The organism is Virgibacillus siamensis (assembly GCF_039522605.1).
Lineage (GTDB): Bacteria > Bacillota > Bacilli > Bacillales > Amphibacillaceae > Lentibacillus > Lentibacillus siamensis.
Window position 1 is genome coordinate 16,692 of record NZ_BAAADS010000005.1, and the last position, 15,399, is coordinate 32,090.

At 42.3% G+C, this 15,399-nt stretch carries 13 protein-coding genes, 6 tRNA genes and 1 riboswitch; of the genes, 5 read left to right on the top strand and 14 right to left on the bottom strand.

What is annotated here, in order from left to right:
- Window positions 1-56 precede the first annotated feature (56 nt).
- A complete protein-coding gene (locus ABD010_RS04000; RefSeq protein ID WP_343810499.1) occupies window positions 57-203 on the top strand; it encodes a Spo0E family sporulation regulatory protein-aspartic acid phosphatase in 147 nt (48 codons plus the stop codon).
- Between the two features lie 151 nt (window positions 204-354).
- On the opposite strand, the gene rocF is transcribed toward ABD010_RS04000, so the two are convergent.
- The 11 genes from rocF to ABD010_RS04055 all read right to left on the bottom strand — a co-directional run bounded on the left by rocF (window position 355) and on the right by ABD010_RS04055 (window position 7,124).
- The gene (rocF, locus tag ABD010_RS04005) at window positions 355-1,257 is read right to left on the bottom strand and encodes an arginase (RefSeq protein ID WP_343810501.1); all 903 of its coding nucleotides are present in this window, start codon (window positions 1,255-1,257) and stop codon (window positions 355-357) included.
- Window positions 1,258-1,862: 605 nt separating this feature from the next.
- On the bottom strand, window positions 1,863-2,957 hold the full coding sequence (locus ABD010_RS04010) for a phosphomevalonate kinase (RefSeq protein ID WP_343810503.1): 1,095 nt from the start codon (window positions 2,955-2,957) through the stop codon (window positions 1,863-1,865).
- Window positions 2,958-2,970: 13 nt separating this feature from the next.
- Complete coding sequence (gene mvaD, locus ABD010_RS04015) at window positions 2,971-3,948, bottom strand: diphosphomevalonate decarboxylase (protein ID WP_343810505.1); 978 nt, start codon at window positions 3,946-3,948, stop codon at window positions 2,971-2,973.
- 114 nt (window positions 3,949-4,062) lie between these two features.
- Complete coding sequence (gene mvk, locus ABD010_RS04020) at window positions 4,063-5,022, bottom strand: mevalonate kinase (protein ID WP_343810507.1); 960 nt, start codon at window positions 5,020-5,022, stop codon at window positions 4,063-4,065.
- Window positions 5,019-6,308 (bottom strand): hydroxymethylglutaryl-CoA reductase, degradative, encoded by a 1,290-nt coding sequence (locus ABD010_RS04025; protein ID WP_343810509.1) that lies wholly within the window; start codon window positions 6,306-6,308, stop codon window positions 5,019-5,021. The genes mvk and ABD010_RS04025 overlap by 4 nt, the downstream gene beginning before the upstream one ends.
- A 213-nt stretch (window positions 6,309-6,521) precedes the next feature.
- Window positions 6,522-6,594 (bottom strand) — tRNA-Lys (locus ABD010_RS04030).
- A 79-nt stretch (window positions 6,595-6,673) separates the two neighbouring features.
- Window positions 6,674-6,745, bottom strand: a tRNA-Gln gene (locus tag ABD010_RS04035).
- A 14-nt stretch (window positions 6,746-6,759) separates the two neighbouring features.
- A tRNA-Tyr gene (locus ABD010_RS04040) sits at window positions 6,760-6,844 on the bottom strand.
- Window positions 6,845-6,891: 47 nt separating this feature from the next.
- Window positions 6,892-6,967, bottom strand: a tRNA-Thr gene (locus ABD010_RS04045).
- 1 nt (window position 6,968) lies between these two features.
- A tRNA-Val gene (locus ABD010_RS04050) sits at window positions 6,969-7,044 on the bottom strand.
- 5 nt (window positions 7,045-7,049) lie between these two features.
- A tRNA-Glu gene (locus ABD010_RS04055) sits at window positions 7,050-7,124 on the bottom strand.
- Between the two features lie 246 nt (window positions 7,125-7,370).
- Here ABD010_RS04055 and ABD010_RS04060 point away from each other — a divergent pair.
- Both ABD010_RS04060 and ABD010_RS04065 read left to right on the top strand, forming a co-directional pair.
- Entirely contained in the window at window positions 7,371-8,867 is a 1,497-nt protein-coding gene (locus tag ABD010_RS04060) for a glycine betaine uptake BCCT transporter (RefSeq protein ID WP_343810511.1), read from the top strand.
- A gap of 177 nt (window positions 8,868-9,044) precedes the next feature.
- Complete coding sequence (locus tag ABD010_RS04065; protein WP_343810513.1) at window positions 9,045-9,755, top strand: YwaF family protein; 711 nt, start codon at window positions 9,045-9,047, stop codon at window positions 9,753-9,755.
- An 18-nt stretch (window positions 9,756-9,773) separates the two neighbouring features.
- Here ABD010_RS04065 and ABD010_RS04070 read toward each other — a convergent pair whose 3' ends face one another.
- The gene (locus tag ABD010_RS04070) at window positions 9,774-9,932 is read right to left on the bottom strand and encodes a hypothetical protein (protein WP_343810515.1); all 159 of its coding nucleotides are present in this window, start codon (window positions 9,930-9,932) and stop codon (window positions 9,774-9,776) included.
- A gap of 244 nt (window positions 9,933-10,176) precedes the next feature.
- On the opposite strand from ABD010_RS04070, the gene ABD010_RS04075 reads away from it, so the two are divergent.
- Both ABD010_RS04075 and galU read left to right on the top strand, forming a co-directional pair.
- On the top strand, window positions 10,177-11,748 hold the full coding sequence (locus ABD010_RS04075; RefSeq protein WP_390350869.1) for a glycosyltransferase family 2 protein: 1,572 nt from the start codon (window positions 10,177-10,179) through the stop codon (window positions 11,746-11,748).
- Between the two features lie 21 nt (window positions 11,749-11,769).
- Entirely contained in the window at window positions 11,770-12,681 is a 912-nt protein-coding gene (galU, locus tag ABD010_RS04080) for a UTP--glucose-1-phosphate uridylyltransferase GalU (protein ID WP_343810517.1), read from the top strand.
- Window positions 12,682-12,876: 195 nt separating this feature from the next.
- Here the strand turns inward: galU and ABD010_RS04085 are convergent, their stop codons facing one another.
- Complete coding sequence (locus tag ABD010_RS04085) at window positions 12,877-14,253, bottom strand: LLM class flavin-dependent oxidoreductase (protein ID WP_343810519.1); 1,377 nt, start codon at window positions 14,251-14,253, stop codon at window positions 12,877-12,879.
- Between the two features lie 30 nt (window positions 14,254-14,283).
- On the bottom strand, window positions 14,284-14,823 hold the full coding sequence (gene ssuE / locus ABD010_RS04090; RefSeq protein ID WP_343810521.1) for an NADPH-dependent FMN reductase: 540 nt from the start codon (window positions 14,821-14,823) through the stop codon (window positions 14,284-14,286).
- Between the two features lie 173 nt (window positions 14,824-14,996).
- Window positions 14,997-15,104: riboswitch (SAM riboswitch) on the bottom strand.
- Window positions 15,105-15,399: the final 295 nt, after the last annotated feature.

A 15,399-nucleotide genomic window follows, 5' to 3' on the forward strand; every position in this document is an offset into this window, starting at 1 on the left:
GTGATCGAATTTGGGTAGCTTCTTAATAGCAAGTATACTAGATTGGGGGTTGTTTTGTGGAAAATAATTCAATATTATTGGAAAAAATCGAGCAATGTCGGAATGAAATGATCATTTTAAGCAGCGACCATGAATTAACCTCTGAAATCGTTATTGAATCCAGCAAAAAACTGGACGATCTTCTAAACACATACCAATATTGAATTAAAATATAACTATGAATGAATGTGATAAAGACATGTCAACGTTTTGGGATGTCTTTTTTTATACTGAAATGCACAAAAACGAGGCTGGGACAAAAATATTTTAACAAACGAAATTTAATTTGTCCCAGCCTCATGCTATGTAGTCATTTTATTTCAATTTCTCGCCAAATAATGATCCAATCAGTCCGACAGCCATTGTTGCTGTTTTATTTTTATCATCGAGGATTGGATTCACTTCCACGAATTCAGCTGAAGTAAGCAGATTGGATTCTTCTAGCATTTCCATGGCAAGATGGCTCTCCCGGTAGGATAATCCGCCAATTACCGGTGTACCCACACCTGGCGCTTCTTCAGGATCAAGTCCGTCCAAATCAAGGCTTAAATGCACACCGTCCGTCCGTTCCTTCAGATAGTCAATCGTTTCCGTCATTACGCTGGTCATGCCCATTCGATCGATTTCATGCATGGAATAAACTTTTATTCCGCTCTCCTGAATAAGTTCCTTTTCTCCCGGATCAAGTGAACGAGCACCAACAATGACAATATTTTCAGGCTTTATTTTCGGTGAATAACCCAGAATATTTGTCAGTTTTTCATGGCCAATGCCCAGGCTGACTGCAAGCGGCATACCGTGAATATTACCTGATGGCGATGTTTCACCTGAATTTAAATCACCATGTGCATCGTACCAAATTACTCCCAGATTCTCATAGTGCCTGGAAATTCCAGCCAAGCTGCCAATAGCAATGCTATGGTCACCACCCAGCACAAGCGGGAACCGGTTATTATTGATTTCCTTATCTACCATCTCTGCCAATTTCTGATTGCCGTCAGCCACTTGTTTCAGATTGCGCAAATTTCCTTCCTGTATTTCACGTTTGTTGTCAGGCCGTGAGATTGGCACATCTCCAAGGTCTCGTAAGTTATATTTCAAATCTTCCAGTGTTTCCTCAACACCTGCATAACGGATAGCACTTGGCCCCATATCAACACCACGCCGGCTTTGACCGAGATCCATCGGCACTCCAATTATTGATAAGTCCTTATTCAAAACTATCGCCTCCTCTATCTGTCCATTCTATCCAAAAAACCCGCCATGACTCAACTCAACATAAAAATGCATATATATTCATTCATTTTATTGTAGTTGGTATTACTGCTAACTACCAAACACAAGCAGCACTTAAACAGTCTACTGCAAGAACAAAAGCGGAAGCGGCCGTTTAGCGACGTACAAACTGTGCCCGCGCATCGCGGGTAGGTCGGCGTTGCCGCGCAAAGCGGCGGTCTTAGCCGATCTTCCTTAAATGAGATAAAGGAAACACGCCCCTTCATAGGGGTGTGCCGAAGTTGGCGCGGGAGGCCGGTTTTAGTCGGCCTTCCTTAAAGTACGAACCGATGTTGACTTTCACCGCAAGGGTATAAGTGCGACTAAGCCTCTGGTTTCACCAATCGGCAAGTCTTCTTTATCGTAGTGAGGAAGTGTGAAGTTTGGGACTGCGCTAAATGCTCGCCCCACCAAAATCTCCGCTAGTCGCTGGGCGCTGGAGCTGGACGTGGCTGATTAGGAACAAGTGCATTATCCACATCTACAAAATTTTATAGTACGCTAAGCAAAAAATAAAGCAGGGCAGCCAAAAATCGGGCTGTCCTGCTTTATATTTTTATCGATCCATCAGGATGAAGTGTAAGGTCAAGCGGCTTGATCCCCGCTTTTTCCCAGTCGTTTTTTAATTGTTCCGCCTGTTCTCCGGATGGCAGAAAAGCAATTCCACAGTCGCCGCCACCCGCCCCGGAAGGCTTTCCGGCACCACCGTGCTGTTCAGCTAAATCGCACAGGGTAGCCAATGCAGGTGTTTCAATATCAACACCGGCGTTTCTGCCTACTTCTGCAAGTGCTCGGCGATTTAACCTGACTCCTTCAATTACTTGCACAGGATCAGCTTGCGTGACCCCATCGAGAAAGCTTTTAACTGCCACGCTGCTGTCAGAGAGAAATTGTTTGTACTGTGATGGATTCGAATCCTTCAGAGCTCTGATTTTCCTAATAAGCGAAGAAGTAGATGCAGGTGATCCGGTCCAGCCTATACACATATGTATAGTTGCCGGCAATTTGATCGGTTTAACTGTAAAGTACGGCCAATCCGATTCGGCAAGTTTCGTAATTGTGTCCGCATCGTTATAAGCACGCAACAGCCAGTCAGCCTGAAATGATGAATATTGCAGCATTCCGCCGTGAGAAGATGCGGCAACATCAGCACCGGATCCATTCCCTTGCGTGATAACATGTGAAATGGAAGCGAGCTTAAAAATCAGCTGTTTAGATGGTTCATGCGGCAAAAACTGCTTTAAAATTGCCGAAACTACTGCAGTGGCCACAGCTGCGCTCGAACCAAGACCATATTTACGCCCACTAGTATCATCAAGTTCACTGCGAACCGACAAATGAGATGGCTTCGGCGAAATATTATGTTCCCGCAAATATGTATACACGGCTGTCATGGTATTTTCCACAAATCGTATCCGTTCGTCATCCGATTTGACTGAGATTTTGTTCCCGGTCCATTCCCATTCCAGATCCGAAAGGCCATAATTAAGCAATGAAAGACGGTTTTCATCGCTTTGTTCCAATGCAGCATACACAAAACGGTTAACCGCCATGACCACCAATTTTTGATAATTTTCAAGAACAGCAAACTCTCCGGCAACCATTAATTTTCCGGGTGTTTTTACAGTTATCGATGTAGACAAAACATTTCAACCCCTACAAATAGGATATGCCCTGGCCGGCTTTACTTACAATAACATCATGCACACCAGGGATTTCACGGAGAGACTGTTTCAATGTATTTTCGTCTCCCGGCAGATAAAGTACCTTCACGTTCGGTCCTGCATCAATCGTAAAATATGCCGATATGCCTGATTCTCTCAATTCTTGCACTGCATGCATAACTGCCATTGTGGTGTCGTGCCAGTATGAAAAAGGCGGATTTGCAGCAAGTGTAGTCGCATGCATCTTCAGGCAATTCATCTCTGCAATAGCTCCGACTTTTTCAAAATCCTTATTTTTTATGCCGTCTTTAATCTGGTTCAAATCATTTGGAATACTGTCCACCCAACTGGAATAAAATGGTGATGTTTCGACTGTCCGCTTCATTCCTTCCCGGCTGAGGACTTTTTTCGCATTCGATGACAGAACAACTGCTGCCACACGAATATCCCAATGATTGGCGGGAGCTATCGGTACGGCATGTGAATCGGAGCCATCAGCTTGTTCGCCTTTTTCCCATTCGACAAATCCACCGTAAATGGAACGGCATGCTGACCCGGATCCCTGTCTGGTTAATGTGGAGAGGGTCTTATCATCAATATTGAGATTTAACGCCCTGGCGGCTGCCGCTGCAAGAGCAGCGAACCCGGAAGCAGACGACGCAAATCCGGCAGCAGTTGGCACATGATTGGTGGAATGTACTTCAGCGAACAAATTATCTTTTCCAGCATAATTTCGGATAAGCTTTAAAAAATTTGAAACCCGATCATATTGCGTATCGACTACCGCTTCATCATCTAAATAAAAACAATCATCGGTCAAATCTGGTTTGAATTCGACCGTTGTAGTCGTATAAAATCCATCCAACGTTAAGGAAAGACTGTTGTTCATAGGGAGGATCAGTGACTCATCCCGCTTTCCCCAATACTTTATCAAAGCGATATTTGTATGCGCCTTAGCTGTTGCTTTCATATGTATCCCCTCATTAGAAAAATTGGTTGTCACCAGGTCCTCAGGTGACAACCATAGTTGCACGTATGCAGCAGAACCCGTTTTATACGTTGTGAACTGCTGAAAAACTTCTTCTTAGTTATTTCGCAATACAAATGGCCATACCGCATTTGCGCCGAACTTTCGCAATTTCTCGGCCAATTGTCTGGAATGCACTTCATTTCGGGCAAGTGCAATAATACAGCCGCCATTTCCCCCACCGGTCAATTTTGCACCTAATGCACCTTCCTGCCGTGCAAAGTAAATTAACCGGTTTAAGCCCGCATCACTTACACCAAGTGCTTCCAGTTCGCGCTGTGCTTCATTCAGCATCTGGCCAAGCAAATGTTTGCTGGCAGTTTCCAGAGCATTTCTTGCTCGGTGCGTAATTTCTCCAATACGATCCAATTTATGCTGAATTCGCCTTGGCGCAGATTTCAATAGGCTGGCAACTGATTCAACAGCTGACCGTGTATCACCTACACGGCCTGAATCGGCCACAATAAAATGAAAATCTCCCTCAGGCGTAATAAAATTAATCGGCTCATCTTTTTCATACCAAACCGGTGACCCGGAAGTAATTGTTAATGTATCAATTCCACTGGGAACACCATGTGCATACGTTTCGGATATATTGGACAAGTCCAGCAGATTCTGCTCTGTATACTTTTCGCCAAAAAACGCAAAAAGAGATTTGACTACTGCAATGGCTACAGATGCACTTGAACCAAGCCCTTTTCCGGGTGGTATGGATGATTTGATCCGAATCATAAAATCCTCGCACGGCAATTGCATGTGACTCGTCGTCTCTTTAATACACGTTACAACCCCTTCCAATGATTCGGGGGCAGATTCAATCGGTCCCGTATAGAAAGTACTGTTAATCTGAACTGGACCCGGTACATAGTCGACAATTGATTCCACACCTACCAGCGGGAATGGAATGGCGATTGCAGGCTGTCCGTGTACAACTGCGTGTTCGCCGATCAGGATCAATTTACTATGAGCTATGCCTATAGCTGTTTGTTCTGAAGTTGTTGCTTTTTCTGCACTCATTTTGTATACTCGTCCACCAATTCTTTAGCTTTTCCGACACGGATTTCCTTTTCATTTACCAATCGTTCAGCAATGATATCAATCATCTCCCCTGTAGCTCCTGCCGCGATTGCAACAGAACGAGAGTGTAACGCCATATGACCTTTTTGAATTCCATCTGTTGCCAAGGCTTTTAACGCGCCAAGGTTCTGAGCAAGCCCGACGGTTACCATAACCTGAGCAAGTTCCCGGGCTGTTTCCACGCCCAAAATCTTCAATGAAATCTTAGCCATAGGGTGTACCCGTATGGAGCCGCCAACCGTTCCAACTGACATCGGCAGTTCCAGCTCACCAACAAGGTTTCCCTTATTATCTTTGGACCAAACTGTCATTGATCCATATTTTCCAAACCTTGAAGCATGGGCATGTGCTCCTGCTTCCACTGCACGCCAATCGTTCCCTGTAGCAATAACAATTGGATCTATACCATTCATGATTCCTTTATTATGGGTCACCGCCCTGTAAGGATCAGATGCAGCAAATTCATAGGCATGGATAACACCGTCACGCACTGCTTCACCAGAAAAATCATTCGTTGCAAGCAATTCAGGTGGTATCACACAACGTGCTTTGGCAAGGCTTCTATCCGGATAATTGGACAAAATCCGCAAATAGACTTTGCCTCCTGTCAGCTTTTCAACTGTCGGCGCAAGCGACTCGACCATTGTATTAATGATATTCGCGCCCATTGCATCACATGTGTTTATATAAACATGCAGGACAAGCATTTGTCCATACTGTGAATCGGAACTTTCATTTAAAACCCTGACTTCCAAATCCTCTGCTCCGCCGCCCCTGGCCATAAGACTTGGGTATGAAGCATTGGCGGCATCAATTAACGCATCTTTTTCCTGTAGAATCGTTTCTTTTGCCTCTGCAAAATCGGTACAGCCAACTACCTGTATCTGGCCAATCATTACACGCTCACTTGATTCAGCCGTGAAGCCGCCAGCCTCTCTGACAATCTTGGCAATGTGACTGGCAGAAGCGAGTATGGACGGCTCCTCCACTGCCATTGGGATAGTATATTCTTTGTCATTAATAAGGAAATTCAAACCCAACCCCAATGGAAGCGGAAATGTTCCAATTACATTTTCAATCATTTTATCTGCAGTTTCAGTAGGCAGCGGCTCTTTTGAAAACAAAATATCCATTTCGTCTTCCGTGAAACTTTCCATGGCTGTAAGCAGCTCTCTGCGCTCCTCCACAGTCTTATTATAAAAGCCAGGAATTCGGGAAGTCTTCATACCATCTCATCCTTTAGGTTATCATAAATTATATATGTTAATGAACTTATTTTAATAGTAATAAATTACTGTATCTATTATGTAAAAAAACAGCTTAAAATGCAAATAAACAAGGTTGTTGGTAATCATAACGACCTTGTTTATCTGCTATTATAATATGTGTTATGTATTTACGCCAGTTGTTATAGCTTGTAAAAGCGCCGGTCTGAATAATGAGCCATGGAGGATTCGAACCTCCGACCCTCTGATTAAAAGTCAGATGCTCTGCCAGCTGAGCTAATGGCTCGTGTTATGTATGAAATGCTCGGGATATCCACGTTTTCGCTTGATATATCCACATACATCAAAAATGGACAGTAAAAAGGCTGGGCCACCAGGATTCGAACCTGGGATACACGGGATCAAAACCCGATGCCTTACCGCTTGGCTATGGCCCAACATGCATAAAAGATGGTGGAGGGGGAGAGATTCGAACTCCCGAACCCTGAGGGAGCGGATTTACAGTCCGCCGCGTTTAGCCACTTCGCTACCCCTCCCAATTTATTCTAGCCTGTATGGGCTGCATTTATACAAAAAAAATAAATGGTGCCGGCCAGAGGAATTGAACCCCCAACCTACTGATTACAAGTCAGTTGCTCTGCCAATTGAGCTAGACCGGCATGGTGGAGGATGCAGGGCTCGAACCTGCGACCCCCTGCTTGTAAGGCAGGTGCTCTCCCAGCTGAGCTAATCCTCCGATTATGGTGACCCGTACGGGATTCGAACCCGTGTTACCGCCGTGAAAGGGCGGTGTCTTAACCACTTGACCAACGGGCCCAGCAATGGTGCACGTATATATAATTGCATGTCTTGTCGGAAACCAACGAATTTTATTATATACAGATTTGATTTCTTTGTAAAGAGGTTTTTTTAAATTATCCCGAAGTTTTTCATCTGCATGCAGAATACCTCAAATTACCTCCCTGCTTTTTGTATAGAACACCTCATTATAGAAATAATACTACCACGTGAAACGAAAGAATCCCACAAAAATATCAATATTCATTTTGGAAGGAGAACACCATGAAGCGTGTAACATCAGAAGTGACTGCTGTATTTTGGATTACATTAGCAATAACATTGGCAATGGCTATTTGGGGTTCCGTTGCTCCACATTTTTTTGAAAAGATTTCAGGTTCCATTATGAGCTATATATCTGTTCATTTTGGTTGGTTCTATCTCTTATCTGTAACGCTCTTTGTGGTTACTTGTTTATATTTAATTTTTAGCCGCTATGGCAAAATAAGACTCGGCAAACAGGATGAAAAACCCGAATTCAGCTACCCCACGTGGTTTGCCATGCTGTTCAGCGCCGGCATGGGCATAGGGCTCGTATTTTACGGCGTGGCATCACCGGTATCACATTATATGAAACATCCGCCGGTAGCCGAACCTGGTACGATAGCTGCGCTGGAGGATGCCTTGCGCATTACATTTTTTCATTATGGTTTGCATGCATGGGCAATCTACGCGATTATTGCCTTAATCCTTGCCTATTTTACATTCCGAAAAAATAAACCTGCATTGGTAAGTATGACGCTGGAACCTGTCTTTGGCGATAAAATGCATGGATTCTGGGGAAAAGTGATTGATGTTATAGCTGTATTTGCAACGATTGTCGGTGTGGCTACAACCCTGGGATTCGGTGCCACGCAAATCAACGGAGGGTTCACTTACCTGTTTGATATGAGCAGCGGATTTGTCGTTCAGTTAATTATTATATTAGTGGTTACCGTTTTATTCATGATTTCCGCGTATTCCGGACTCGGCAGAGGAATTAAATATTTAAGCAATACCAATATGGCCCTCGCAATTATTCTGCTCATTGCAACACTAATACTTGGTCCAACGATGTATATTGTAAATTCCTTTACCGAAACATTGGGAACCTACGTCAAAAGCATCCCCACCGAAAGTGTCAGAATCGCGGCGAATAATCCCGAACAGCGTCAATGGGTTATGGATTGGACAGTGTTTTTCTGGGCATGGTGGATTGCCTGGTCACCATTTGTGGGAATATTTATTGCACGCGTATCCAGAGGACGAACCATTCGTGAATTTATTTCGGGCGTCATGCTCGTTCCCAGTATCGTAAGTTTTATTTGGTTTGCTGTATTTGGCATGACCGGCATTAACATGCAAAACAACGGAATGGACCTGGCAGGACTGCCTCCCGAACAAATGCTGTTCGGTTTGTTTGATCACTTTCCGATGGGAACAGTTTTATCGATATTGGGAATCATGCTTATTGCAACATTTTTTATTACCTCTGCAGATTCAGCCACATTCGTTCTGGGCATGCAAACGACAAACGGATCCTTATCCCCATCCTCTGCTGTTAAATTTTCCTGGGGCATTGCCCAATCGGCCATTGCAGCGGTATTATTATACACTGGCGGACTGCAGGCACTGCAAAATGCTCTGATCTCCGCCGCATTCCCTTTTTCACTCATTATGCTTGTCATGGTCTATTCCTTTTTCAAGTCATTAAAAAATGAAAGGAGATCAACAAACATTTAAAAGTTGTATTCAATTATGGAAAAACATTTTAAAGAATCCCTGTTTTGATAATTTTATCGGCAGTGGATTCTTTTTATTAACGAATTCAGCTTTTTCGCCTCCTCCTTTCATTATATAATCAACGTACAAATAAACATAAAATGGGGGGGGGGGATTATCATCGATTGGTTTGTTGGATTGCGCGGAGAGCCTTTTACAGCGTTTGGGTTAAGCCATCTTATTATGCTGGCCATTTATTTTTTCGGAATCATTTTATTTTTTATTTCACGCAAGAAAATACGCAGCAAATCAACTCTATACAATATAATACGCTGGCTGCTGTTTGGAATACTGGTTTTTTCGGAAATAATCTATCATATTTGGGCCGCTGTCAACGGTATTTGGAGTCTGCGCGAGCATATCCCTTTGCACCTATGTGGGATAACAGGGATTACAGGAGCTATCGCCCTATTTAATCATAATAAAAAATTAATTCGCATTACGTTTTTCTTCGGGCTTATCCCGGCATTTCTTGCAGTTGTAACACCAGAATTGCCATATGATTTTCCACACTTTCGGTACTGGAAATTTTTCATTCATCATATTGTTATTTCCTGGGTCAGTTTATTTTTAGCTGCAGCAAATTCTATTGAAATAACACTCAAATCATTGTTGGAGAGCTACGGTTACATACTGCTGTATGCCGCTCTCATTGGATTTTTCGTTAATCCAGTACTGGGATCAAATTACCTTTATCTGGCTGACACACCAACAGCCGATACTCCGCTTGATCTACTTGGAAGCGGACTTATGTATTATTTTAATCTTTGTTTATTGGCGTTTATCGTATTTTTTATCCAGTATAAAGTGTACAATTTCTTTATGCGGAACAAACAAACACCCAAATAATTTTGGGTGTTTGTTTTGCTATGTGTACATAAATGCAACTACCCAAACGATAACAATAACGGGTAACGATACATAAAGGGACTGCCATAAAGCCATCTTTTGTTTTTTAATCATAAAGAATGCCACAAATAGTTCCATTACCGTAACAATAATAGCGAGGATAAACAGTAAACTCATTGAAGATGACACCTCCTTATTTAATTCTACACATCTTCATGAAATTAGGGAATAACCTATCCACATCTTATGTTATTTCCTCTTTGCTTAAAAAACAAAAAATAATGATGAAATTTTCTAACAAAAGGGTTTACAAATTAAAAGGAAAGTATTATTATATATTTAAATTGTTCTGTATAGGAAACAAAATTAAAACAAAATGCATTATATAGAACAAATGAATGCTAATTACAGGAGTGATTTAATGAAGACCCTAACTGACATTTCAGAAGAAAAACAATCACTGCCCAACAGATTGGATTACAATCAATTAATAACGGATAACATATCAAACGCTTCCAACATCGGAAAAATTTATATGAAACCAAGAATTGCTGTTTTTATTCCGGCACATAACGAGGAAAAATCCATCCGTGATTGTTTAGGGGGGTTACAGGATCAGGATTTACCCAGGGAAATTGACCTTGATGTCTATGTAATTGCCGACAATTGTTCCGACCGGACAGAAGAAAAAGCAAGGGAAGCGGGGAAAGATTTTAATCTGAATCTTGAGGTTATCACAACGGAAAACAATAGGCAACGCAAGGTAGGTGCATTAAACGCGGGTTGGAAAAACATATACGGTGATAATATGGATATTTATTTTAAACGATTGACATCGTATCAGGAAATTTATAAGCAATCAGTTAAAGCGATACTTGGGATGGATGCTGACAGCCGTCTTGCCCCTAATGCATTGGCTCAAATGTGGGAGGGGCTGATGAGTTCAAGAAACATAGGCGGCGTAATGGCGAAATACACGATGAGAATGCCAAAAAAGAAAAGCTTAATTTCAAAAGATGATGTTCATTACGAAGAATTAATCGTAAGCGGCCAATATGGGGGACCTGTCACGCGATGGTGGACACATCAGCAAAAACAGGATATGGCCAGCTGGTTATTGGATTTGCAATATCATGGCGGAAGCACTTATGTACTTGGTGGGCAGGCAACCTTGTTCCGCCCGGAGGCATTACAGGACATTGTGGATGAAAATAAGTTAGATGGTCCCTGGCAAAATGACAGTGATGTGGAAGACATGCTGCTGACCTGGCAGCTGCAAAAATCAAAGTGGAAAACATTAATCAGTCCCAATGCCCGTTGTTTTGTTGATGCAATGAGGTCCTATCATACCTTCAGACAGCAGCGCAATAAATGGAACTCGGGTACTGTTGAATTACTGACAAATAACGACATTGAAGTGAAATCAAAGCATAAAGGGAAATTATGGCGTTCCCAGATGAAAATTATGATTGACTTTACTGTACGTTTTTTATTCGTTTTGTTAATGGCATTCGCTTTTGCTACTGACCAGTTTCATTGGTCCTGGATTTGGATCACGCCAATTGTTTTAGCATCCGTGCTGAATATGATTCTTGCAGCAAAAACTCCAATGCATCGAACAATAGATGTTATACTGGCAGGTTTACTGATTAGCCCCGAAATTTATTTATGGGTCAAATTAATGACATTCACCGAAGTTTGGCTTGGAAAGTTATCGGCTCATAAAAAAGACGGCTGGGCCAATCAATATAAAGCGGAAAGCGGAAAAACGAGCAGCAAACTTATCCAAGGGCTATTATCAGGCATTATTTTCATCATGATTATCACTTTCCTTTGTTTCCATTTCAGGGATTATTTAACAAGTCCCGCAGTTCAATCGGCCACTCAGCCCTATTTAATGACAGGATGGATAGCATTAACGTATTTAACGATTTTTTCTTCCCTGGCAATGTTATATCAGATTTGGACATTGCGGGGACGGCACAATGCTTAAAAAAAGGGGAGGTAGTAGTTAATGAAAAAAATAAGGAAAGCAATCATTCCTGCTGCTGGATTGGGAACGAGATTCCTGCCGGCAACAAAAGCCATGCCGAAAGAAATGCTGCCAATTGTTGATAAACCTACAATTCAGTATATTGTGGAAGAGGCAGTAGCGGCCGGAATTGAAGACATTATTATTGTGACAGGAAAGGGTAAACGCGCGATTGAAGACCACTTTGACCATTCATTTGAATTGGAAGAAAACCTTATCCGGAAAGAAAAATTTGAATTGCTGCAAAAGGTTCGCGAATCTGCCAAAGTTGATATTCATTATATCCGCCAAAAACAGCCAAAGGGACTTGGACACGCTGTGTTATGTGCCAGAAAATTCATTGGAGACGAACCATTCGCCGTCCTTCTGGGTGATGATATTGTTCAGGCAGATACACCGTGCATTAAGCAAATTATCGATCAATATGAAAACACAGGCGCATCAGTCCTTGGCGTTCAGGAAGTTCCACAAAACGAAACCCATCGGTATGGGATTATCGATCCGACCAAGCAGGATGGACGATTATATGAAGTTAATTCTTTTGTTGAAAAACCAATTGACAACCCGCCGTCCAATTTGGCCATCATGGGCCGCTATGTATTAACACCTGAGATATTTCATTTTTTGGAGACAAAAGAAATCGGTGCTGACGGGGAGATCCAGCTTACAGATGCTATCCAGCGACTGAATGAACTTCGGGGCGTATTTGCATACAATTTTGAAGGCAAACGATATGATGTCGGTGAAAAAATTGGTTTTATATTAACTACCATAGAAGTAGCGTTAAACAACCCGACCATCAGGAAAGATGTTATTACCGGTATCGATCGTATTTTAAAGAAAGAGAAAACTATTTTTGGTACAGGTTTCAACTTAGTGGAAACTAAACAATAACCCCCGGCACCACCCTGATTTCGTGAAAATACATGTTTCGGAATCAGGGTTTTTCACGGTCTATTTTTCAGTCTTCCGGCAAAGATTCATCTGTTCTTGTCCGCCCATTTCATTGGATTTAACCATTACCAGTAAAAAGCGATTAAACCCGGTTTGGATTTAATCGCTTAAATGCAAGACCCGCACAATTATAAGTTATTTCACCAACTCTTTTCCTGTTTGCTTTCCGGGATGGTGTTCAGGAAGGTGGTCACCTTGTTCAAACAGGTTATCCCGTAATGACGTACCATGATAATCATGTTTCACCAATCCCCGCTCCTGCAAAATAGGAACTACCAACTCAACAAAGTCTTTAAATGTACCAGGTGTAATAGCGTAGGCAATGTTGAATCCGTCGACACCTGTTTCATCCACCCACTCTTCCAGCTGATCGGCAATCTGTTCAGGTGAACCTGCAATATAGCCGCTCATCCCGCCAATTCCGACAAAATCTTTTATCTCCCCAACAGTCCATTTTTTATCGGGATCTATGCTTGTAAAGCTTTCTAACGCGGAACGAATGGCATCGTTTTCGATATATTCAATAACCTGATCCTCTTCATACCCTGACAAATCAATTCCTGTCCAACCACCAAATAAAGCAGATGCTCCTTCGTGACTGATATGTTTTTTATAGTCTTCCAGCTTTTCCAGTGCATCCGCTTCTGTTTTTCCAACAATCGGTGTCAGCATCGTTAATATTTTCACTTCATCCTGTGATCTGTCTGTTTTGGCAATGTCCTCACGTAAGCGTCTTACCGTCTCTTTGGCGGCATTTTTGGTAGGTGAACCAATAAACACCAATTCAGCATGCTTCGAGGCAAACGCCCTTCCCTTTGGTGATGCACCAGCCTGATACAACACCGGCGTTCGTTGCTTGGAAGGTTCAGACAAATGGGCACCGGGAACTTTATAATATTTTCCTTCATGATGGATATCATGAACCTTATTTGGATCAGTGTAGATACCATTTTCTTTATCCAGTTTAACGGCATCACTTTCCCAGCTCTCCTCCCACAGCTTGTAGCAAACATCAACATATTCCTCTGCGATATCATACCGTTCATCATGTTTAATCTGACCGGCCCTTCCCATATTGACCGCCGCACTTTTAAGATAAGACGTAACAATATTCCAGCCGACCCGTCCGTTTGTCAGATGATCGAGTGTTGTCATCCGACGGGCAAATAGGTATGGGTGTTCATGCGTCACAGAGGAAGTTACCCCAAACCCAAGATGATTCGTAACTGCGGACATTAACGGTACAATAAGCAGCGGATCATCCACCGGAGCCTGTGCCCCCTGCCGTACCGCTGCATCCCGTGATCCATTATAAACATCATACGTTCCAAGCACATCCGCAATAAATACCGCATCAAACCTTCCCCGTTCCAAAAGTTTGGCCAGTTCGATCCAATAACTGCTGTCTTTGTAACGATGTGACTCATCATCCGGGTGTGTCCACAATCCCGGTGACTGATGTCCCGGAGTATTCATATCAAATGCATTTAAAAAAATTCGTTTATTAACCAAGTTATATAACCCCTTTCCTAATTGAAAAAATTAATTCCAAACAACCCCGCCGTTTACTAATTCTGCAAAATAATACAACTGCTTTTTCGTCCGTTCCAGAATGGCCTGATCAATAATCGGGTTTCCGCTATGTTTATCGATTTGACTATCCAACAGATAAAGTCCTTTCAGATTATGGCCCTTTAATGTTGCGAGTACAGGCTTTAACGTATACTCAATTGCCAGCAGATGTGCGGCACTTCCCCCAGTCATCAGCGGCAGTACCGGGGTATGCTGAAGCACATCCTGGGGCAGCACATCAAGCAAGGACTTTAATGCTCCGGAATATGCACCCTTATATACCGGAGAACCCACAATCACACCATTTGCCTCCCGAATCGTCTCCGCAATATCCTGTACAGTAGGATGTTCCCAATTTCCGGTAAACAAGTCTTTGTATGGTAAATCCCGAACTGAAATGTGTGTCACCGTAAAATGCTCCTCGGTTAACAAGGCACCTAAATAATTCAGTACCTGGTCTGATCGGGAAGAAACAGAAGGGCTTCCTGATAAAATAACAATTTCACTCATTTCAACCATCCTTTCCTGTCAAAAGTTAGAAAACTTGGTTGTCACCAAGCTTTTAGGTGACAGCCGTAGTTGTACTCATGCAGTAAGATAGGATTTTATTCTTTCTTAACTGCCAAAAAAACCCCCTTTCCTTGGATAAGAAAAGAGGGTTTTTTACGATATATTGGAATCCGCCCTTATCTTCCAAGAAATTAATCTTGCTGGATTTAGCACCTTTCTGACAATGTCAGAGGTTGCTGAAGCTTCACAGGGCCAGATCCCTCAGCTTCTCTGGATAAGATATTTTATTGTTGCAGTCCATTATATTCCAATTAATCCGATAAATCAAGTAGGTTTTTTAATTTTTATTAAAACTTTCTTTTGTCAACTTACATTATCGTTACCATTTTGGTTTCGAAACAAGCTACTCCTGTTTATTTGATGAATACTATGTACGCTTTTGATAGCCGATATAGATATGTGCGATTTGGTACCATATATGTGCGATTCTTAAACAGAAATGTGCGGTTTGGTATTACATATGTGCGAATCAGAACCTTTTATGTGCGATTTTACGCTCTATGCCAATTTGAGTTA